At 74.5% G+C, this 19,533-nt stretch carries 17 protein-coding genes; 8 read left to right on the top strand and 9 right to left on the bottom strand.

The genetic code is table 11. The annotated features are described in order from the left end of the window. Positions 1 to 68 precede the first annotated feature (68 nt). From ACERUN_RS07480 to ACERUN_RS07465, 4 genes are read right to left on the bottom strand one after another with little or no spacing between them, the layout of a single operon-like run. Positions 69 to 1,550: an amidase gene (locus ACERUN_RS07480; RefSeq protein WP_370289246.1), complete on the bottom strand. Its 1,482-nt coding sequence runs from the start codon at positions 1,548 to 1,550 to the stop codon at positions 69 to 71. Positions 1,551 to 1,576: 26 nt separating this feature from the next. Beyond that, a complete protein-coding gene (locus ACERUN_RS07475; RefSeq protein WP_370289245.1) occupies positions 1,577 to 2,314 on the bottom strand; it encodes an LrgB family protein in 738 nt (245 codons plus the stop codon). Continuing rightward, entirely contained in the window at positions 2,311 to 2,682 is a 372-nt protein-coding gene (locus tag ACERUN_RS07470; RefSeq protein WP_370289243.1) for a CidA/LrgA family protein, read from the bottom strand. Before ACERUN_RS07470 ends, ACERUN_RS07475 begins: the two co-directional genes overlap by 4 nt. Before the next feature lie 5 nt (positions 2,683 to 2,687). Then, positions 2,688 to 3,719: a pirin family protein gene (locus ACERUN_RS07465; protein WP_370289242.1), complete on the bottom strand. Its 1,032-nt coding sequence runs from the start codon at positions 3,717 to 3,719 to the stop codon at positions 2,688 to 2,690. A 71-nt stretch (positions 3,720 to 3,790) separates the two neighbouring features. Between ACERUN_RS07465 and ACERUN_RS07460 the strand changes: the two genes are divergently transcribed. Continuing rightward, positions 3,791 to 4,963, top strand: coding sequence for a glycosyltransferase (locus ACERUN_RS07460; RefSeq protein ID WP_370289241.1), 1,173 nt, complete (start codon positions 3,791 to 3,793; stop codon positions 4,961 to 4,963). On the opposite strand, the gene mptB is transcribed toward ACERUN_RS07460, so the two are convergent. Further along, positions 4,939 to 6,531, bottom strand: coding sequence for a polyprenol phosphomannose-dependent alpha 1,6 mannosyltransferase MptB (gene mptB / locus ACERUN_RS07455; protein ID WP_370289240.1), 1,593 nt, complete (start codon positions 6,529 to 6,531; stop codon positions 4,939 to 4,941). The genes ACERUN_RS07460 and mptB overlap by 25 nt on opposite strands. Before the next feature lie 147 nt (positions 6,532 to 6,678). Between mptB and ACERUN_RS07450 the strand changes: the two genes are divergently transcribed. The 5 genes from ACERUN_RS07450 (at position 6,679) to ACERUN_RS07430 (ending at position 13,722) form a co-directional block, all read left to right on the top strand. Beyond that, complete coding sequence (locus ACERUN_RS07450; RefSeq protein ID WP_370289239.1) at positions 6,679 to 7,227, top strand: nitroreductase family deazaflavin-dependent oxidoreductase; 549 nt, start codon at positions 6,679 to 6,681, stop codon at positions 7,225 to 7,227. Between the two features lie 69 nt (positions 7,228 to 7,296). Next, a complete protein-coding gene (locus ACERUN_RS07445; RefSeq protein WP_370289236.1) occupies positions 7,297 to 10,011 on the top strand; it encodes an AMP-binding protein in 2,715 nt (904 codons plus the stop codon). Continuing rightward, complete coding sequence (locus tag ACERUN_RS07440) at positions 10,008 to 11,024, top strand: iron ABC transporter substrate-binding protein (protein ID WP_370289234.1); 1,017 nt, start codon at positions 10,008 to 10,010, stop codon at positions 11,022 to 11,024. The genes ACERUN_RS07445 and ACERUN_RS07440 overlap by 4 nt, the downstream gene beginning before the upstream one ends. Before the next feature lie 110 nt (positions 11,025 to 11,134). Then, positions 11,135 to 12,610: an ABC transporter permease gene (locus tag ACERUN_RS07435; protein WP_370289233.1), complete on the top strand. Its 1,476-nt coding sequence runs from the start codon at positions 11,135 to 11,137 to the stop codon at positions 12,608 to 12,610. Then, on the top strand, positions 12,607 to 13,722 hold the full coding sequence (locus ACERUN_RS07430) for an ABC transporter ATP-binding protein (RefSeq protein WP_370289232.1): 1,116 nt from the start codon (positions 12,607 to 12,609) through the stop codon (positions 13,720 to 13,722). The genes ACERUN_RS07435 and ACERUN_RS07430 overlap by 4 nt, the downstream gene beginning before the upstream one ends. 176 nt (positions 13,723 to 13,898) lie before the next feature. Here the strand turns inward: ACERUN_RS07430 and ACERUN_RS07425 are convergent, their stop codons facing one another. The 4 genes from ACERUN_RS07425 to ACERUN_RS07410 form a co-directional block, all read right to left on the bottom strand. Further along, positions 13,899 to 14,612, bottom strand: coding sequence for a hypothetical protein (locus tag ACERUN_RS07425; protein WP_370289230.1), 714 nt, complete (start codon positions 14,610 to 14,612; stop codon positions 13,899 to 13,901). 118 nt (positions 14,613 to 14,730) lie between these two features. Next, positions 14,731 to 15,780 carry an LD-carboxypeptidase gene (locus ACERUN_RS07420; protein ID WP_370289229.1) on the bottom strand — a complete coding sequence of 350 codons (1,050 nt, stop codon included), beginning with the start codon at positions 15,778 to 15,780 and terminating at the stop codon, positions 14,731 to 14,733. A gap of 40 nt (positions 15,781 to 15,820) precedes the next feature. Then, the gene (locus ACERUN_RS07415) at positions 15,821 to 16,090 is read right to left on the bottom strand and encodes a metal-sensitive transcriptional regulator (protein WP_370289228.1); all 270 of its coding nucleotides are present in this window, start codon (positions 16,088 to 16,090) and stop codon (positions 15,821 to 15,823) included. After that, positions 16,083 to 16,493, bottom strand: coding sequence for a DUF302 domain-containing protein (locus tag ACERUN_RS07410; protein WP_370289227.1), 411 nt, complete (start codon positions 16,491 to 16,493; stop codon positions 16,083 to 16,085). The genes ACERUN_RS07415 and ACERUN_RS07410 overlap by 8 nt, the downstream gene beginning before the upstream one ends. Before the next feature lie 115 nt (positions 16,494 to 16,608). Here ACERUN_RS07410 and ACERUN_RS07405 point away from each other — a divergent pair, with 115 nt between their 5' ends. Beyond that, entirely contained in the window at positions 16,609 to 18,771 is a 2,163-nt protein-coding gene (locus ACERUN_RS07405) for an MMPL family transporter (RefSeq protein WP_370289226.1), read from the top strand. A gap of 32 nt (positions 18,772 to 18,803) precedes the next feature. Then, entirely contained in the window at positions 18,804 to 19,190 is a 387-nt protein-coding gene (locus ACERUN_RS07400) for a carboxymuconolactone decarboxylase family protein (RefSeq protein WP_370289224.1), read from the top strand. The last annotated feature ends 343 nt before the right edge of the window (positions 19,191 to 19,533 follow it).

Below are 19,533 nucleotides of genomic sequence, written 5' to 3'. Positions count from 1 at the left end.
ACAGCGCACCGCGCGCCGCCGCGAAATCGGGGCCGAGCACCGGCCGTGACGCCCCCTTCCCGCGGCCCTCAGGCGCCCGGTGCGGCGGCCTCCTCGCGCGGTGCGTCGTCCTGGATGCGGGCGAACGGACGGGCCTGCTCGAGCTCGTAGGCGAGCTCGATGAGCAGGCCCTCCTGGCCCGACGCGGCGCCGAACATCATCCCCTGCGGCAGACCCGCGGCGGTGGTGGCGAGGGGCAGGGAGATGGCCGGCTGTCCGGTGATGTTGTGCCACGGCGTGAAGGCGACCCAGTCCATCAGGCGCTCGACGATCACCTCGTATGGCTGGGTGGGGTCGAGGTGGCCGAGTCGGGGGGTGGCGGTAGCGAGCGTCGGGGTGAGGGTGACGTCGTACTTCTCGTGGTGGATCTCCGCCTGGGCCGCGGCCCGCTTCAGCCGGGTGATCGCGCCCGGGAGCCGGTGGAGGTGGCGGCGGGCGTGGCGGGCCAGCCCCACGGTGAGGCGGTCGTGACGATCGGGGGTCCAGCCGCGACCGTGGGCGAGGCGACCGCTGCCGAGCATGAACTGGGCCAGGAAGGCCCAGTAGAGCAGGAAGTCGTCGGGGAGGCTCGCGGGCGCGGGGACGTCGGTCTCGGTGACCGTGTGGCCGAGGTCCTCCAGCAGCGCGGCGGTCTGCTCGGTCAGGGCCCGGGTCTCGGCGTCGGCGCCGCGGTCGATGCCGGAGGTGTTGAGCGCGACGTGCAGACGCCGGCGCACCGGCCGGGTCAGGTCGCCGATCGGCGGCAGGTGCAGCGCCCGGTGCAGCCGCTCGGCCTCGCGGTAGAAGGCCGCGGTGTCGCGCACCGATCGGGTGAGGACGCCGTCGGCGACGATGCGCACGGGCATCTGCTGGAAGGTGCGGTCCTGGGCGAGACGCCCGCGGGTGGGCTTGAGCCCGACCAGGCCGTTGACGGCGGCCGGGATCCGGATCGAGCCGCCGCCGTCGTTGGCGTGGGCGATCGGCACGGCACCCGCCGCGACCAGGGCGGCGGAGCCCGCACTCGAGGCGCCCGAGGAGCGGGTGGTGTCCCAGGGGCTGCGCACCGGCCCGAGGCGCGGGTGCTCGGCCGAGGCACTGAAGCCGTACTCCGAGAGCTGCGACTTGCCGAGCGGCACCAGTCCGGTGCCGAGGTACATCGCGGCGAAGGCGCCGTCGTGGCGGGCCGGGTGCGGCGTCCACGCGTCGGTGCCGGCCATCGTGGGCATGCCCCCGACGTCGACGTTGTCCTTGACGACCGTGGGCACTCCGCCGAGGAACGAACCTCGCGGACGACGCGCGTCGCGCCGCGCGCGCTCGTAGGAGCGGTGCGCGAGCGCGCCGAGGCGGGCATCGACGGACTCGACGCGGGCGATCGCGGCCTCGACGACTTCCTCGGCGCTGACCGCGCCCGACTCCAGCCGCTCGGCCACGCCGACGGCGTCGAGGTCGCCGAGGGCGTCGTCGGCGAAGGCGTGCACGCGGTGCCCCTGGGGGCCGTGGGCCACGCGGGACTGGTGGCGCTCGTCACTCATGGCGCCACCGTAGTCGGCGCCCGATCTCAGAAGAGGAACAGCGCGCAGAGCGGCACGAGCAGGCTGATGGCGAGCGCGGAGAGCCCCATCGCGAGACCCGCGAAGGCGCCCTCCGTCTCGCTCTCGCGCAGCATCCGCGAGGCGCCGATGCCGTGGGAGACCGCGCCCACGGCGAAGCCGCGGGCCCGCAGGTCGCGCACCCCGAGGCGGTCGAGCAGCCAGGGAGCCGTGACCGCGCTGACGATGCCGGTGAGGATGGCGAACACCGCTGCCAGCGGCGGAATCCCGCCGAGGGAGTCGGTGATCGCGATGGCCACCGGCGTGGTGGCCGCCTTGGTGGCCACGGTGCGCTCGATGGCCTCGCCCGCGCCGAGCATGCGCGCCAGCAGCACGGCGCTGACGATGGAGACGACGGCGCCGACGGTGACCGCCACGAGCATCGGCACCACGAAGCCGCGCAGGCGATCGGCCTGCCGGTGCAGCGGCACGGCGAGGGCGACGGTGGCCGGCCCCAGCCAGAAGGCGATCACCTCGACATCGGAGCGGTAGTCGGCGTAGTCGACGCCCAGCGCGCCGATCCACGCCGCGACCACCGCGATCGCCACGATCACCGGCTGCGCCAGCGGGTGGCCCCCCGAGCGCTCCTGGAGGCGTCGGCCCACCTGGTAGGCCGCGAGGGTGACGCCGATGAGCGCGAGCGGCGAGCGGGCGACGTCCTCGACCTCGGTGAGGGCGTGGTGCAGCGTGACGGCCAGGGCGCTCACGACGCCGCTCCGGTGCCGGGACGCCGGTTGAGCAGGCGCTCGAGGCCCTGCGTCGTCCACCCGACGGCGGCCAGGCCCAGCAGCCAGGAACCGAGCAGCGCCACCGCGATCGCGAGGGCGTGCTCGCCGATCACGCCCAGGTAGGCCACCACGCCGACGCCCGCCGGCACGAAGAGCAGCTGCAGGTGGCGCAGCACGGCGGTGCTCGCGCGCACGACCGGGGCGTCGTCACCGGTGCCACGGCGACGCAGGACCACGAAGAGCAGCAGCATGCCGATGATCGGCCCGGGAACCGGCAGGTCGAGCACCCGGGAGACCAGCTCGCCGAGGAGCTGGAAGCCCACCAACCAGGTGAGCCCGCGGGTCATGCCGGTCACCGGCGCTCGCGCAGGCGGGCGTTGGGCAGCGCGGGGGCGGGGATGGGCGGCAGCGGCTGGCCCGGGACGACGCCGAACCGGCCGGCCGCCACCAGCCCGCCCGAGGCGACGACCTCGCCGGGGCGGTCGGGGTCGAGCACCTGGCTCTGCCACTGCTCCCGGAAGGCCACGATCTCGTCGTGGCTGCGGCCCACGAAGTTCCACCACATCACGATCGACTCGCCGAACGGGGGCCCGCCGATCAGCAGCACGCGCGCGCCCTCGGGCCCCGCCTCGAGGCGGAGGTCGGCGGTGTGCGGCGGCACGAACACCAGGTCGGCGGACGACGCGGGCACACCCGCCGCGGTGATCCCGCCCGTGTCGACGAGCACGCCCAGCTCGAAGGACACCTCGACGCCTCCCCCTCCCCCGGGGAGGGGCGCGGCGAGGTCGAGGACGCCGTGCGGCTCGAGCACGATCTCGGCGCCGAGCAGCGGCGTGGCCGTGGCGACCGGGGAGGTGGAGCCGAGCAGCGAGCCGAGGAAGACCCGGGCCCGCCAGCCGGTGCCGACGACCTCCTCGGGCGCGTGGTGCTGGAAGCCCGGCGCGGTGTCGCGGGCGTCGTCCGGGAGGGCGACCCAGAGCTGGGCGCCGTGGAGCACGTCGGTGGCCGGCGTCGAGACCTCCGAGTGGCTGATGCCGTGCCCGGCGGTCATGAGGTTGACCTCGCCGGGGCGCACCATCGCCACGTTGCCGGCGCTGTCGCGGTGCTCGACCTCGCCGGCGAAGAGCCAGCTGACGGTCTGCAGGCCGGTGTGGGGGTGCGGGGCGACCACCATGCCGCCGGTGTCGCCGACGAGGTCGGGCCCGTAGTGGTCGAGGAAGCACCAGGCGCCGATGAGCGAGCGACCGCGCTGAGGCAGGGTGCGGCGCACCGACATCGCCCGCGGACCGCCGAGCGGCACCTCGCGGGGCGTCATCAGCTCGGGGCGTGCGGCCTCGACCGCCGTGCAGTGCAGCTCGTCCGGCCGCGGCTCGGGATTGCTCACGCCCTCATCCTTCCGCCCCCGTCAACCGTGCGGTGGAGAGGGGTTCACCCTCCTGCAGCACAGTGGCGGCCGTGCGCATCGCCCAACTCGCCAACTTCGTCGGCTCGACCTCGGGAGGGATGCGGACCGCGATCGAGCAGCTCGGCCGGGGCTACGTGGACGCCGGCGCGGAGCGCCTGCTGGTGATCCCCGGGCCCGTCGACACCGTGAGCAGCACTGCGCTGGGCGACGTCGTCCAGCTGCGGGCGCCGCGGGTCGGCGGCGGCTACCGGCTCATCGTCGAGCCCTGGCGCGTCACCGAGGTGCTGGAGCGGTGGCGGCCCACCAGTGTCGAGTGGAGCGACAAGCTCACCCTGCTGCCCGTGGCCTGGTGGGCGCGGCGCAACGGCGTGCGCAGCGTGCTGCTGAGCCACGAGCGGATGAGCGACATGATGGCGATGCGCACCGGCCTCGACGCCACCTCCAAGGCGTCGGTGGGCCTGCTCAACCGCCTGCTCGTGCGCAGCTTCGACACTGTGGTGGTGACCTCCTCCTACGCCGAGGACGAGTTCCGCGAGGTCGCGCTGTCGGCGGGGTGCGAGGTGGTGCGGGTGCCGCTCGGCGTCGACCTGGAGACCTTCAGCCCGCTGCAGGAGGCGGAGCGACGCCGGCTGCGCCGCGACCTCGACGAGACCGGGTTGCCGGAGGTCGCCGCACCCGATCGCGACGAGCCGCTCCGGCTGGTCCACGCCGGACGCCTGTCGCGGGAGAAGTCGCCCCATCTCGCGGTGGCGACCGCGGTCGAGCTGCACCGCCGCGGCGTGCCGGTGCGCCTCGACGTCTACGGCGATGGACCGCACCGCGACGAGATCGCCGCCCTCGGGGCGGGCGCACCGGTGCACCTGCACGGCTACGTCGACGGGCGCGACGCGCTGCGCGACCGGCTCGCGGCCGCCGACATCGCGCTGTCGGTGTGCCCGGGCGAGACCTTCGGCCTCGCGGTGCTCGAGGCGCTCGCGAGCGGCACGCCTGTCGTCACCGCCGACCGCGGCGGGGCACGCGAGCTGATCGACCGCAGCTGCGGCGCCTGGGGCGCTCCCGAGCCGGAACGGTTGGCCGACGCGGTGCTGCGACTCGCGCGTCGTCCACGGGGCCAGGTGCGCCGGGCCGCGCGGCTGCGCGCGGAGGGCTATCGCTGGGAGGCGACCGTCGCGCGCATGCTCGCACTGCACACCGTCGATCAGCGGGCGCGACTGGCCGGCTGATCCCGGGGCGGTCGGGTGGCCTCGGCCGGCCGGGTCGGTTCAGCCCGGCCCGCGAGGGCCTCGTCGCCGGGGGCGTCGTCGCTGGGGGCCAGCGAGGCGAGCACCGGCGCGAGCCGGGCCCGCGCCCCGCGGGTGAGCAGCAGCAGCGGCATCAGCAGCGCCACGGTCATCGAGCCGACCACGATGGCGTAGTAGGCGCCGTGCAGCGACGAGTCGAGCGGCGCCACCAGACCGGTGAGGAGCGAGACGCCGACGAAGGCGCCGACGGCCGCGCGCGGCAGGCGCAGCACCGCCACGAAGGGCGACACCAGCAGGAAGTACCACAGGTGCACCACGGGCGAGAGGACGACGAACGCCGCCACCGTCAGCGCGGTCGCGGTGAGCGCCACCCCGCGATCCCCCGTGGGACGACGCAGGAGCACCCAGGCGCCGAGGGCCAGTGCCGCGAGCAGGCCGAGGGCGCGCACCGCGGTGAGGAAGGTCGCGGGCGGGAGGCCCGCGCCCACGAGACCCGCCATCCAGTCGAGCCAGCCGCCGACCAGCGTCGTCGACGACAGCGGCGTGTTGACCTCGCCGGGCACGAGCAGCGCCTGCGCCCAGCCACTGCCCAGGCCGGTGACGACCCCGAGCGCGAGCAGGGTGCCCACCGAGACCGCCCCCACCGAGGCGATGCGCCGCAGCCGTACGGCCAGGGCGGCGCCCGCGGGCAGCGTGACCAGCACGATGCCGACGCACACCAGACCGCCCGGCACCTTGACCCCGGCCGCGAGCCCGGCGACCACCGCACCCGCGACCCAGCCGCGCTCCGCGGCGACCACCAGCGCGGCGGCCATGAGGCCGACCACCAGCAGGTCGTTGTGCAGGCCCGCGACACCGTTGGCGAGCATCAGCGGCGAGGCCAGCACGAGGGCGGCGGCCAGCGCCGGGTTGACGCCCGTCCAGCGGGCCAGCCGAGGCACTGCCCAGGCGAGCAGGGCCAGCCCCACGAGGGCGAGGCAGCGGTGTGCGACGACGAGCACCCAGGGGTTGCCGGTGAAGCCCGCGGCGAAGGAACCGAACACCAGCGGCAGCGGACCGTAGGGGGTGGCGGTGTCGAACCACATCGGGTCGACCGCCTGGACGACGGGCGGCCCGGTGAGCCAGCCGGGCAGCGGGAAGAAGCCCTGCGGCACGAGCGCCTCGGGGCCCCAGCGGTAGGGCGAGAGCCCGACGTGGGCGAGCATCCCCTGGGCCGCGTACGACCAGCCGTCGCGCGAGAACAGCGGCGGGGCGAGCAGCAGGGGCGCGGTCCAGGCGGCGGTGGCGAAGCGCACGAGGGCCACGCCCTCGCGCGGCTCGGCGGTGCCCTGCTCACCGAGGGCGATCGTGCGCGAGAGCCGGATCCAGGCGCTGGCCAGGAGACCGAGTCCGGCCAGCACGGTGACGAGGCCGAGCATGCGGCCGAACTCGTGGGAGCGGAGCTCCTCGAGCAGCGCGATGCGCAGCACCGGGGTGGACGGCGGGAGCGTGGCGGTCAGGAGGCCGCCGGCCAGCACCAGGCAGCTTCCGCCGACACCTCGCGTGATCATGCCGGGAGGCTAGGAGCGCTCGGCGACGCCTTCTTGAACACGGCGGCAACCGCAGGCGACCACCGCTCGAATCCCGCCCGCGCCCGCTGGCCGCCGGCCGCCGGCTGACGGCTGGGGGCCTGCGCGGCCACGACCTAGGGTCGGTGCATGGGCCTGCTCACTCCGATCGCGGTGCGCCTGGGTGCGCAGCCGTGGCTGCCCCGCCTGCTGCCGCAGATCACCTGGACCGATCTGCGCCTGCAGCGGGCCACCTTCGGGCGGGTGAGCCTGCTCGACGTCGCCGGCCTGCCGAACCTGCTGCTCACGGTGCCGGGTCGTCGCACCGGCATCCCGCGCACGACCCCGCTGCTGTGCGTGCCCTGGGAGGGCACCGGCACGTCGTCCGCGCCCGACGCCCCCGGCGCTCCCGGCGGCCTGCTGATCGCGGGCTCCCACTTCGGCGCGCCCACGCCGCCGGTATGGACGCACAACCTGCGCGCCGCCGAGTTCGTGGACGTCGAGTACCGCCACCGCCATCTCACCTGCACCTGGCGCGAGCTCACCGGCGACGAGCTCGGCGCCGCGTGGGAGCACATGCTCACGGTCTGGCCCAACTACGCCACCTACACGCGCTGGACCGAGCGACGCATCCCGGTCTTCCTGCTCGCCCCGGTCGACCCCGAGAGCATCGTCGCCGACGCCGCCGGCCCCGCATGAGCGGCGGGTGACGGTCGCCACAGACCTCCGGCTCCCTACTTAGGGCAGCCTTGCTTTACCCTCGACGTCATGAGGAGCACCAGGGTCGACGCCGCGACGTCGTTCGCCGACACCCTGGGTGCCCACGACGGCCTCGCGCTCGTCGGGCGCGACGGCACCGCGCTCGCCTACGCCGAGCTCGCCTCGCGGGTGGGCGACGAGCGGTCGCGGCTCGACGCCCTCGGCCCACGCCAGCTGGTGCACCTGAGCCCGTCGTCCGACCTCGACTTCGTGGTGGCCTGGCTGGCGGCGCTGCAGGGCGGGCACCCCGTGCTGCTCAGCGACCGCGAGACGCTCGCCGACGCGTACGGCGCATCGGTGCGCCGCGGCGCCGGCGCCTGGACGACGACCGGCCGCACGGCCCCCGACCTCCACCCCGACCTGCGGCTGCTGCTCAGCACCTCGGGGTCCACCGGCAGCCCCAAGCTGGTGCGCCTCTCGGCCGCGAACCTGGCGAGCAACGCCGCGGCGATCGCCGAGTACCTAGGCCTCGGCCCGGACGACGTGGGGATGACCACCCTGCCGCTCGACTACTGCTACGGCCTCTCGGTGCTGCACAGCCACCTCGCCGCGGGGGCGAGCGTCGTCCTCGACGACCGCTCTGTCACTGATCCGGAGCTGTGGCGGCGGGCCCGACGACACGGGGTCACCACGCTCGCCGGCGTGCCCCACACCTTCGACCTGCTGGCCGCCGCGCAGTGGCCCGAGCTGCCGACGCTGCGCCGGGTCACCCAGGCGGGTGGTCGCCTCGCACCGGAGCGGGTGCGGGAGCTGGCTCTGCGCGGGCGCCGCGACGGCTGGGAGCTGTTCGTGATGTACGGCCAGACGGAGGCCACCGCGCGGATGGCGTACCTGCCGCCGCACCTGGCGCTCAGCCACCCCGGCCGAGTCGGGGTGGCGATCCCCGGCGGCGAGCTGCGGGTGGAGCCCTGCGCCGACCAGCCGGCCGGGGTGGGCGAGCTGGTCTACCGCGGCCCCAACGTGATGCTCGGCTACGCCACCCACCCCGCCGACCTCGCGCGCGGCGCCGACCTCGACGAGCTGCGCACCGGCGACCTGGCGCGCATCGACGCCGACGGCCTCGTCGAGATCGTCGGACGACGCTCGCGCTTCGCCAAGCTGCTCGGCCAGCGTGTCGACCTCGACCGCGTCGAGGCGCTGCTGCGCCTGGCCGGCCACGACGCCGCCGTCGCCGAGAGCGTGGACGGCGACCGTCTGGTCGTGGCGGTCCGTGCCCCGCAGGCCCCGGCCCTGCTCGGCGGCGAGGTGCTCGAGGCGGTCACCGCCGCCACCGGGCTCCCGCCGCACCTGGTGCGGGTGGCCGTCGTCCATGAGCTGCCGCGACGCCCCAACGGCAAGGTCGACCAGGCCGCGGTGGCCTCACTCGCCGCCAGTGACCACGTCGAGGCGGCCCCCACTACCGCGGAGGTGGGCGCCGACGACCTCGCCGCCCTCTACGCCCGGGTGCTGCACCGCGCCGAGGCCCGGCCCGACCGGAGCTTCGTCGACCTCGGCGGCGACTCGCTGTCGTACGTCGAGCTGGCCCTGCGCCTCGAGCGCCACCTCGGCACGCTGCCCGCCGACTGGCCTCGGCGCACTCCCCGCGAGCTCGCCGCCCGGGCAGCGCAGGGCACCGCGACCACCGACTCGGCCGGCCCGGGTACCTCAGCCCGCGCTCGCGGCCCGCGGCCGACGAGGTGGTGGCGCAGCACCCGGCTCGAGACCGGCATCGCGCTGCGCGCGGTGGCCATCGTGCTCATCGTGGGCTCCCACGCCGACGTGTGGGTGCTGCTCGGCGGCGCCCACGTGCTGCTGGCACTCGCCGGCGCCAACCTCGCGCGCTTCCAGCTCGTGGCCACCGACGACGCCCGCGCCCGGGTGCGCCGCGTCGTCCGCGCCGCCGCGCGCATTGCCGTGCCGTCGATGCTCTTCCTGGCCGCGGTGGCGCTCGTGCGCCGCGACCTGCCGTGGACGACCGTGCTCCTGCTCAACGACCTCCTCGGGCCGCAGCGGTGGACCGAGCCCGCCTGGCACTACTGGTTCGTCGAGGTGCTGGTGCTGCTCACCCTCGCCGCCGGGATCGTCACGACCCTGCCGTGGGTGCGTCGCCTCGAGGTGCGCCACCCCTTCGCCCTGGCGGCGGGCCTCACCGCGCTGGCCCTGGCGCCGCGGTGGTGGGTCGTCGGGAGCGGCTACGAGGGCGACGTCATCCACTCGACGCTGTTCGTCGCCTGGCTCTTCGCCGGGGGCTGGGCCGCCGAGGCGGCCCGCGGGCCGGCGCAGCGACTGCTCATCAGCGTCCTGCTGCTCGCCGGCGCGATCGGCTTCACCGCTTCCCCCGAGCGCGACCTGCTCATCGCCGCCGGCCTGCTCCTGCTGGTGTGGGCGCGCACCGTGCCGTGGCCGGCACTGCTCGTGCGCCCCGCGGGCCAGCTCGCCTCGGCCTCGCTGTGGATCTACCTCACGCACTGGCAGGTCTACCCGTGGTTCGAGAACCGCGCGCCGATCGCCGGGCTGCTGCTCTCGCTCGCGATCGGCGTCGCCACCGCCCACACCCTGCCGGCGCTCGGACGACGCGCCGGCGCCGCAGCCCGCCACGGTGTCGCCGGCCGGCGAGCATCCGTCGTCCACGCCGCCCGGCGGATGCGGCTGCTCGTGCCGGCTGCGCCGCTCCACACGACCCTGGCCCAGCCCCTGCTGGGATCCGCCTCCTACCATCGACGAGACCGACAGGAAGTCCGATGAGCCTCACCTTCCCCGCCCGCGCCGGCCTGGCCGCGCTCGCCCTCGCGCTGACGACCCCGCTCCTCGCGGCGTGCAGCGAGGACAAGCCGACCCTCGTGGTCTACAACGCCCAGCACGAGCAGCTGCTGGAGGAGATGGCGCCGGAGTTCACCAAGGAGACCGGCATCGAGGTCACCCTGCGCAACGGCAAGGACCTCGAGCTGTCGAACCAGATCGTGCAGGAGGGCAAGGCGTCGCCCGCCGACGTCTTCCTCACCGAGAACTCCCCGGCCATGTCGCAGGTCGAGGCCGCGGGCCTGTTCCAGAAGCTGCCCGCCTCGCTGGTGGAGCCGATCCCCGCGCAGTTCCGCCCCACGAGCGGACTGTGGACCGGCTTCGTGGCGCGCTCGACCACCCTCGTCTACAACACCGCCGCGGTGCAGGCCTCCGAGCTGCCGGCCTCGATCCTCGACCTCGCGAAGCCGGAGTGGAAGGGGCGGATCTCGTTCTCGCCCACGGGCGCCGACTTCCAGGCGATCGTGGCCGCCGTGCTCGACCTCGAGGGCGAGCAGGCCACGCAGGCCTGGCTCGAGGGCATCAAGGCCAACGGCACCGTCTACGACGGCAACAACCTGGTGCTCGAGGCCGTGAACTCCGGGCAGTCCGACGTCGGGATCGTCTACCACTACTACTGGGAGCGCGACCGCAAGGAGAACGGCGACAACTCGAACGCCTCCCAGCAGTACTACTTCGCGAACCAGGATCCCGGAGCGTTCGTGAGCGTCTCGGGTGCGGGCATCCTCGCCTCGAGCGACATGAAGCCCGAGGCCGAGAAGTTCCTCGCCTTCCTCGTGGGCGAGAAGGGCCAGCAGCTGCTCGCCGACTCCTACGCCCTCGAGTACCCCCTCAACCCCGCCGTGCAGCTCGACCCGCCCGTGAAGCCCTTCAGCGAGCTGCAGCCGCCGCAGGTCAACGTCTCCGACCTCGACTCCAAGAAGGTCGTCGACATGATGACGGAGGTCGGCTTCCTCTGAGCCTCACCCCCGTCCCTCCGGCCACCGCGCCGAGCACCGCACCCCCCGCGACCACCCGGACGCGGGGGGTCTCGGCGCCTGCCCTGCCGCTGCTGCTGGTCGGGCTGGCGGTGGCCGGGCTCACCCTCGTGCCGCTCGGCTACGTGCTGTGGACGACGGCCGACATGGGCCAGCAGCGGGCGCTCGACTTCCTGCTGCGCCCCCGCATCGGCGAGCTGCTCTGGAACACCACGCGCCTGCTGGTGCTCGCCACCGCGCTCAGCACGGTGATCGGCGTGGCGGGCGCCTGGCTGGTCGAGCGCACGGACCTGCGCGGACGCGGCTGGTGGCACGGCGTGCTCTGCGCGCCGCTCGCTGTGCCCGCCTTCGTCAACGGCTACGGGTGGGTCTCGACCACCCACCTCGTGCAGAGCTTCCCCGGCGCCGTGATGGTCGTGACGCTCTCGTACTACCCGCTCGTCTACCTGCCCACCGTGGCCGCGCTGCGACGCCTGGACCCCGGGGTGGAGGAGGTCGCCACCTCGCTCGGCCACGGCGGCTGGAGCGTCTTCGCCCGCGTCACGCTGCCCGCGATCAGCCCCGCGGTGCTGGGCGGGGCGCTGCTGGTGGGCCTGCACCTGCTCGCCGAGTACGGCGCCCTGCAGCTGCTGAACTACCCCACCCTCACCACCGCCGTGCTGCAGCAGTACGGCACCGGCTTCAACGGCCCCGAGGCCACCCTGCTCGGCCTCGTCCTGGTGGCGTTCTGCCTCCTCCTGCTCGGCGCCGAGGCGCTCCTGCGCGGACGCCGCCGCCGCGCCCGCGGGGGTGCGGGCGCGCGCCGCGAGCCCGAGCGGGTCGTGCTCGGACGACGCCGGCCCCTCGTCGTCCTCGGGCTGGGGGCGCTGGCCCTGTGGTCGCTGGCGGTGCCGGTGGCGGCCCTCGTGCGGTGGCTCGTGCGCGGCACCTCGGCGGGTCTCGACACCGCCGAGCTCGTCGACGCCACCGGCTCGACCCTGGTGCTCGCCGTGCTCGGCGGCGTGGTCACGACGGCGGCCGCCGTGCCCGTGGTCTGGCTCGCCGTGCGCTACCGGGGCGTGCTCACCACCGCGATCGAGCGCAGCGTCTACACCGCGAGCGCCCTGCCGGGCATCGTGATCGCGCTGGCCCTGGTGACCGTCTCGATCCGCGCGGTGCCCTCGCTCTACCAGACCCTGGTGCTCCTCGTTGCGGGCTACCTGATCCTGTTCCTGCCGCGCGCCGTCGTGAGCGTGCGCGGCACCTACGAGCTGGTGCCGCCCGCCCTCGAGGACGTCGGGCGCAGCCTCGGCTGCTCGGGCCTGGAGCTGGCCCGGCGCGTCACCCTGCCCCTCGTGGCGCCCGGCCTGGCCACGGCCACGGCCCTCGTGGCGCTCGCCACCTCGACCGAGCTCACCGCCACCTTGCTGCTCGCGCCGCTGGGCACCGATACTCTCGCCACGCAGTTCTGGTCCGATGCCTCGTCGGTGGCCTACGGCGCCGCCGCGCCCTACGCGCTGGCGCTCGTGCTGCTGTCCGTCCCGTCGACCTGGCTGCTCGCCCGGCTGAGCCTCAGGAGCCCCGCGTGACTCAGGTGAGCCCGGCCCTCGAGATCCGTGGGCTCGAGGCCGGCTACGCCCGCACCGCCGTGCTGCGCGGGGTCGACCTCGTCGTCGAGCGCGGCGTCACCGCGGTGCTCGGCCCCTCCGGGTGCGGCAAGACCACCATGCTGCGCGCGGTGGCCGGATTCGTGCGGCCCGCCGCCGGCACGATCACGGTGGCCGGCACGGAGGTCGTCGGCTCGGGACGTGCCGTCGCGGCCCGGCGCCGCGGCATCGGCTACGTGCCGCAGGAGGGCGCGCTGTTCCCGCACCTCACCGTGGCCCGCAACGTCGCCTTCGGCCTGCCGCGCGGCGAACGCCGCTCCTCGCAGGCGCGGGTCGCGGAGGCGCTCGAGCTCGTCGAGCTCGCACCCGAGCTCGCCGAGCGCTACCCGCACGAGCTCTCCGGCGGTCAGCAGCAGCGCGTCGCCCTCGCCCGCGCCCTCGCGCCGCGACCGCGGCTCGTGCTGCTCGACGAACCCTTCTCCTCCCTCGACGCCTCCCTGCGCGAGGACACCGGCCGGGCCGTCGTCCGCGCGCTCGAGGCGGCGGGCGCCGCGGCGGTGCTCGTGACCCACGACCAGGGTGAGGCGCTGTCGCTGGCCGACCAGGTGGCCGTGATGGCGCAGGGACGCTTCCTGCAGGTCGACTCCCCCACCCGCATCTACCTCGAGCCCGCCGACCCCGCCGTCGCGGCCTTCCTCGGCCACGCCACCCTGCTGCCAGGTCGCCGCGTCGGGTCGGGCGTCAGCTGCGCGCTCGGCACGCTGTCGGTGCGGGGGGCCGCCGGCTCGCGCGGAGCGGGCGGTTCGGGCGGTTCGGGCGGGGCCGACGAGGTGCAGGTGGCCGTGCGCTCCGAGCAGGTGCAGGTCGTGCCGGACGACGGCAGCGACGCGATCGCCCGCCAGGTCTCGGAGGGACCGGGCGGGGTGGCTGGCGAGGTCGCCGACGTCAGCTTCTTCGGCCACGACGCCACCGTGCGCGTCGTCCTCGCCACGGGCGAGCTCATCGCCGCCCGCACCCCCGCGGACGCCGTCCTCCGCGCCGGTGACCGGGTGCGCGTCGGCGTCGTCGGCGACGTGGTGGCCTTCGCCCGCTGATCGCCGGGGCGTGCAGGAATCGCCGGTCGACCGGCGTTTCCTGCACGTGGCACGCGTTGCAACGCGTGCCACGTGCAGGAAAAGCGCGACAAGTGCGGCCCCGAGAGGCCGCACCTGTCGTCAGGAGCGCCTCATCGACCGCGTGTGGGGCGCGGGATGAGGCGGATCGTGGGGCGTCAGCCGCGACCGCCGTGGTCGTCGCCGGCGTCGTGGTTCGGGCCGTCGTCGGAGGCACCCGCGGGACGGTCGCCGCCGTGGTCGTCGCCGGTGTCGTGACCGGGGCCGTCGTCGTCGTGCGAGCGGCCGCAACGGTCGCGCGCATCGTCGTCCTCGTCGTCGTTGAGGACGCCGTCGTCGTCGCTGTCCTCGTCACCGTCGCGCACGCCGTCGCGGTCGGAGTCGGCGCGCCGCGGCGAGGTGCCGAGCTCGTTCTCGTCCTCGTCGCGCACGCCGTCGCGGTCGGAGTCGTCGTCGTCGGCGACGCAGGTCTCGACGCGGTCGTCCTCGTCCTCGTTGTCGACGCCGTCGCGGTCGAGGTCCTCGTCGCCGTCGAGGACGCCGTCGCGGTCGGTGTCGCGCACACGCGGGTTGGTCGTCGCACTGTTGTCGCGCACCTCGTCGCCGTCGTCGTCACCGTCGTTGTCGGGGTCCTCGTCGCGGGGGTCGAGGCCGCGGCGGTACTCGGCGAGATTGACCAGCCCGTCGCGGTCCTTGTCGCCGCGGGCGTCCTTGGCGTGCACGCGCAGACCGTGGGCGCGCTCCCAGCGGTCGGGCATGCCGTCGCGGTCGGAGTCGCGACCGGCGGCCTGGGCCGGGGCCGCGAGTGCGAGGCTGACGGTGAGGGCGGTGGTGGCGAGGGCGGCCAGGCCGCCGGTGATCGCTCGGGGCATCGGTGCTCCTAGGGAGTGGGGCGCGGCGGGAGCCGCACCGGATGACCCGAGCGTGCCCGTCGTCCGCTCAACCGCGCTTCACCGCCGCGTCAAGAGTTCGTCAAGGGCACGGCCCGCCTCAGCCGTAGTCGGCCCATACCCGCCGCTCGGCGCCGTCGACGGTGATCGGGCCGCCGTGGGGGACGATCCACTGCGGCCGGGTGTGACCGAACGGCACGCCGCCGCACACCACCGCGCCGGGGTTGTACCGCTCCACGACCGCCACGACGGTGTCGCGCTGCTCCTCGCGCAGCCGGCGCCCCGTAGGCGCCGCCGTCGTCACCTCGAGGTTCGAGACCGGCGGTCGGGCCAGGAGCACGGCGTCCACGGCCTCGAGCAGGCCGCGCTCCCCCAGCGAGCGCACGATCCACCCCACTTCCCGGGCCGGCATCAGCTCCTCGGAGGTCTCGAGCAGCAGGACGCCGCCCGCCAGCGCGTCGGGCCCGAACGGGAAGCGCCCGGCCGTGAGCACCCACTGCAGCACCTCGACGCACCCGCCCCACGACCGACCGCGCACCCGCCGGGCCGGGCCGGCCCATGACCACTCCTCGGTGGGCGCGCGATCGCCGTACTCGGTGAGCGCGCGCGGGTCGTCCCACGGGCGACCGACGTCCTCGGACTCGCCGGGTTCGGTGAGCTCGAGCTCGCCGCCGTCGAGCAGGGCCGCTCGCAGCGAGCGCGCGTGCACGTCGTCCACCGCCGGGCCCGGGCCGAGGTGGACCTGGGTGGACCCGCCGTAGAAGCTGGCCACACCGTGGCTCCACAGCCACTGGTGCAGGTTCGTGTTGTCGCTGGTGCCGAGGAACGGCTTGGGGTCGGCGCGCACCGCGTCGGCGTCGAGGTGCGGGATCACGGTGATCTGGTCGTCGCCGCCCACCGTGGCGATGATCGCCCGCACCCGCGGATCGGCGAAGGCGGCGTTGAGGTCGGCGGCCCGCGCTGCGGGCGAGGCGCCGAGCTGCCGGGTGGTGGGGTACTCCACCGGCTCCAGTCCGGTGACCTCGCGCAGCCGACGCATCGCCTGCTCGTGCAGCGTCGCCGAGATCGCAGGCGCGGCGAAGGACGGCGAGAGCACCGCGATGCGGTCGCCCGGCCGTGCCTTCGCGGGATGGAGCAGCTCCCGAGTCATGGGGCCACCCCATCACAACCCGCCCATCACACCCGGGACCTCAGGCGAGGGAGAGGAAGAGCTTCTCCATCTTCTTCGCATCCAGGCTGTCGACGCCGCCGTCGGCGATGCACTGCTGCAGGCCGGCCGCCACGATGGCGAAGCCGGCCCGGTCCAGCGCCTTGGAGACCGCGGCGAGCTGGGTGACGACGTCCTCGCACTCGCGGCCCTCCTCGAGCATGCGGACGACGCCCGCGAGCTGCCCCTGGGCACGCTTGATCCGGTTGATGACCGGCTTCATCGACTCCGTCTCGAGCTGCACGTCAGTCATCCTGCCCGACGCCCGGGGCGAGCGCGGCCAGCAGCGCGGCGAGACGCTCCCCCGCATCGGCGGCCACCGAGCGCAGCGCATCCCCGGCGAGGTCGGCCATGAAGGCGGGGTCGAAGGTCTCGACCACGGTCGCGTCGTCGCCGGCGGCGCGGACGACCACGTTGCACGGCAGCATCGCGGCGATCGACGGATCGGCCTGCATCGCCTCGTGGGCGAGGCCGGGCCGACACGCGCCGAGGATCACCTGGGGCGCGATGTCGACGCCCAGCTTCGCCTTCATCGTCGCCGCCATGTCGATCTCGGTGATGACGCCGAAACCGACCTCGCCGAGCTGCTCGCGCACGCGGGTCAGCGTCGGTTCGAACGGCGCGGCGACGGTGGTGCTCAAGGTGTAGGTGCTCACGGAAGTCTCCTTCGGTCGAGGGCGGCCACGATACCCCCCTGGGTGTTTGACTTCATTCTTGCATACCCCCTAGGGTATCGCCATCGGCCATCGCGATCCCTACGAGGAGGACCCCATGAGCGTCACCGCCGCCCGTCCACACCCCGGTCCGGAGGTGGACGAGACCGTCACCCCCGGGCCGCTGGGCCGCATCGGCCTGTGGGTGGTGTCGCACCGGAGGATCACCGCCGCCGTCTGGGTCGCCCTGATCGTCGGCCTCGGGATCTTCGCCCCGAGGGTCGAGAGCGAGCTCTCGGGTGCCGGCTGGCAGGCCGACGGGTCCGACTCTGTGGCCGCCCGCGAGCTCGCCGTGGAGCACTTCGGCGGCAACGCCAGCTCGGCGATCCAGGTCGTGGTTCGCTCGGACGACGCCCCGGTCACCCAGGGCGCCGGCGCCGCGGTGATCGCGGAAGCCACGCGCCTCCTGGAGGCGGACGGCCGCATCGCCCAGGTCGTCGCACCCCAGCCCGGCGCGACGATCAGCCAAGACGGCCGCACGGCCGTGATCATCGCGGGAGCAGGTGTCGACACCAACGAGATGGTGCGCGTCGCCGACGACGTCAAGGGCCCTCTGGAGGAGCTGTCCACGGCCGGCGTCACGGTGAACCCGACCGGCGCCTCCCTGCTGTGGTCGGACTTCAACGAAGCCAACCTCGACGCGATGCTGAAGTCCGAGATGCTGTCGTGGCCGGTCACGCTGGCGATCCTCGTGCTCGCCTTCGGCGCACTGGTGGCAGCCGGCCTCCCCCTGATCCTCACGCTCGCCGGCCTCGTGGCATCGGCCGGATCGCTGGTGCTCATCAACCAGCTGATGCCGGTGTCGATCTGGGCGATGAACTTCGCGATGATGTTCGCCCTCGCCCTCGGGATCGACTACGCCCTGTTCCTCGTCGTGCGCTACCGCGCCGCCCGCATGGGGGCGCACGGCTCGCGCCAGCGGGCGATCGCCGAGACGATGGACACCGCGGGCAAGGCCGTCCTGCTCTCGGGCGCCACGGTGCTGATCTCGCTGTCGGCGGTGATGCTCGTGCCGTCGCCGTCCTTCCGCTCGATGGCGGGCGGCATCATGCTCGCCGTCACCTTCGTCCTGGCCGCGACCCTCACCCTGCTGCCGCTCGTGCTGTTCTCGCTCGACGAGCGCATCAACCGCTTCGCCCTGCCGTGGGTCCGCGCCGGCGAGCACCGCTCGCCGCGCTTCGCCGCCTGGGGCGAGCACCTGTGGCGTCGTCCGGTGGTGTGGGGCGTCGGGTCGGTCGTCGTCCTGCTGGCCCTGGCGGCACCCATCATCGGCCTGACCACGGCCATGCCCTCGATCAAGGTGCTGCCCGAGGACGCATCGGCCCGCATCGGCTACGACGCCGTCCAGGAGGCCTTCGGCCCGGGTGCGCCCGGCACCTTGCAGATCGTCGTCCCCGGCGGAGCGGCCGCAGATGCCGCCGCGGTCGTCGGCGCCGATCGCGGGATCGCCGGGGCGATGCCCGCGGTGAGCGCACCCGACGGCAGCGACTACGCACTCATCCAGGCGGTGCCCACCGTCGACCCGTCCGACCCTGCGCTGGCGCGCACCGTCGACCGACTCCGCGCGGACCTTCCGGACGGTGCGCTCGTCGGGGGCGCGGCCGTGGAGAACCTCGACCTCAAGGCCCAGCTCGACTCCTCCACCCCGCTCGTCGTCGGCGTCATCCTGGCGCTCGGCTTCCTGCTCCTGCTCGTGGCACTGCAGGCGCCGCTCATCGCGCTTCTGGGCACCCTCGTGAGCCTGCTGTCCACCGCCGCGGCCTTCGGCGTCGCCCGGCTGATCTTCCAGGAGGGTTGGGGCGCCGGCTTCTTCGGCTTCGAGTCGCAGGGCTTCCTCGACGCGTGGGCGCCGGTGTTCTTCTTCGCGATGATCTTCGCCATCGCGATGGACTACACCGTCTTCCTGCTCGCCTCCGCCAAGGAGCACTACGAGCGCAGCGGCGACCCCCGCGAGGCGATGGTGGGCGCCGTGGCCCACTCCGGGCGCGTCATCTTCGCGGCCGGCGCGGTCATGGTCGCGGTGTTCTTCACCTTCGCCCTCTCCGGCCCCCTGCCACCGAAGGAGATGGGGATCATCCTGGGCGTCGCCGTCCTCCTCGACGCCTTCCTCGTGCGCCTCGTCCTGCTGCCCGTGCTGCTGCGCCTCACCGGTGCGGCCGCCTGGTGGGCACCCGCCTGGCTGCGCCGCGCACTGCCCACGATCACGTTCGCCCACGACTGACCCACACCCGACCGACTCCGAGAGGAACCACCATGACCACCGAGACCACCACCCACCCCGGCAGCCACGGCAAGGCCGTGCTCGACGAGCTCTCGCCGCTCCACCGCGAGCTGCGCCGCGCCATCCCCGACGTCTACAAGGGCTTCGGCGAGCTGCACAAGGCCTCCTTCGCCGCCGGCTCCCTCGACGTGCGCACCAAGGAGCTCATCGCGCTCGCCATCGGCGTGGTCGAAGGCTGCGACGGCTGCATCGCCTCGCACGCCCAGGCCGCCGTGCGCGCCGGCGCCACCCGCCAGGAGGCCGCCGAGGCCATCGGCGTCACCTTCTTGATGAAGGGCGGCCCGGCCACCATCCACGGCCCTCGTGCCTACGAGGCCTTCTGCGAGTTCGCGGACGCCGCCGACGCGGCGTCCGCCTGAGGACGACGCCGTGTGCCGCGCGGTGCGCTGCCGCCAATGCAGCAGGACGACGTGGGCCGGCTGCGGATCGCACGTGGCGCAGGTGAGGGCGGGCGTCCCGGCCGATCAGTGGTGCGAGGGACACCCTGTCGACCCGACAGCCGGCGACGACGCGCCGGGCTCGTTCTTCAGCCGGCTCTTCGGCCGCTCCTGACCGGCGCGGCTGGCGTGCGGCTGGCGTGCGGCTGGCGTCGATTGGTGGCAAACCGCACGTCATCGGCGGCAAATGTTGCGGTTTGGCGCCCAACCGCAACCCCCCCGCGCCCCGCCCCCCCACCCCCCCCACCCCCCGGGACGCGCCGCC

The sequence above is a fragment of the Nocardioides sp. genome, from assembly GCF_964229035.1.
GTDB lineage: Bacteria > Actinomycetota > Actinomycetes > Propionibacteriales > Nocardioidaceae > Nocardioides.
Note: the sequence above shows the minus strand (reverse complement) of the source record. Positions and strands in the feature narration are given on the sequence as shown.

What these genes read in the sequence shown, in the direction of transcription:
- ACERUN_RS07480 (WP_370289246.1), bottom strand. Translation starts at nt 1,550, where the DNA reads ATGAGTGACGAGCGCCACCAGTCCCGCGTGGCCCACGGCCCCCAGGGG.
- ACERUN_RS07470 (WP_370289243.1), bottom strand. Translation starts at nt 2,682, where the DNA reads ATGACCCGCGGGCTCACCTGGTTGGTGGGCTTCCAGCTCCTCGGCGAG.
- mptB (WP_370289240.1), bottom strand. Translation starts at nt 6,531, where the DNA reads ATGATCACGCGAGGTGTCGGCGGAAGCTGCCTGGTGCTGGCCGGCGGC.
- ACERUN_RS07450 (WP_370289239.1), top strand. Translation starts at nt 6,679, where the DNA reads ATGGGCCTGCTCACTCCGATCGCGGTGCGCCTGGGTGCGCAGCCGTGG.
- ACERUN_RS07445 (WP_370289236.1), top strand. Translation starts at nt 7,297, where the DNA reads ATGAGGAGCACCAGGGTCGACGCCGCGACGTCGTTCGCCGACACCCTG.
- ACERUN_RS07440 (WP_370289234.1), top strand. Translation starts at nt 10,008, where the DNA reads ATGAGCCTCACCTTCCCCGCCCGCGCCGGCCTGGCCGCGCTCGCCCTC.
- ACERUN_RS07425 (WP_370289230.1), bottom strand. Translation starts at nt 14,612, where the DNA reads ATGCCCCGAGCGATCACCGGCGGCCTGGCCGCCCTCGCCACCACCGCC.
- ACERUN_RS07420 (WP_370289229.1), bottom strand. Translation starts at nt 15,780, where the DNA reads ATGACTCGGGAGCTGCTCCATCCCGCGAAGGCACGGCCGGGCGACCGC.
- ACERUN_RS07415 (WP_370289228.1), bottom strand. Translation starts at nt 16,090, where the DNA reads ATGACTGACGTGCAGCTCGAGACGGAGTCGATGAAGCCGGTCATCAAC.
- ACERUN_RS07405 (WP_370289226.1), top strand. Translation starts at nt 16,609, where the DNA reads ATGAGCGTCACCGCCGCCCGTCCACACCCCGGTCCGGAGGTGGACGAG.
- ACERUN_RS07400 (WP_370289224.1), top strand. Translation starts at nt 18,804, where the DNA reads ATGACCACCGAGACCACCACCCACCCCGGCAGCCACGGCAAGGCCGTG.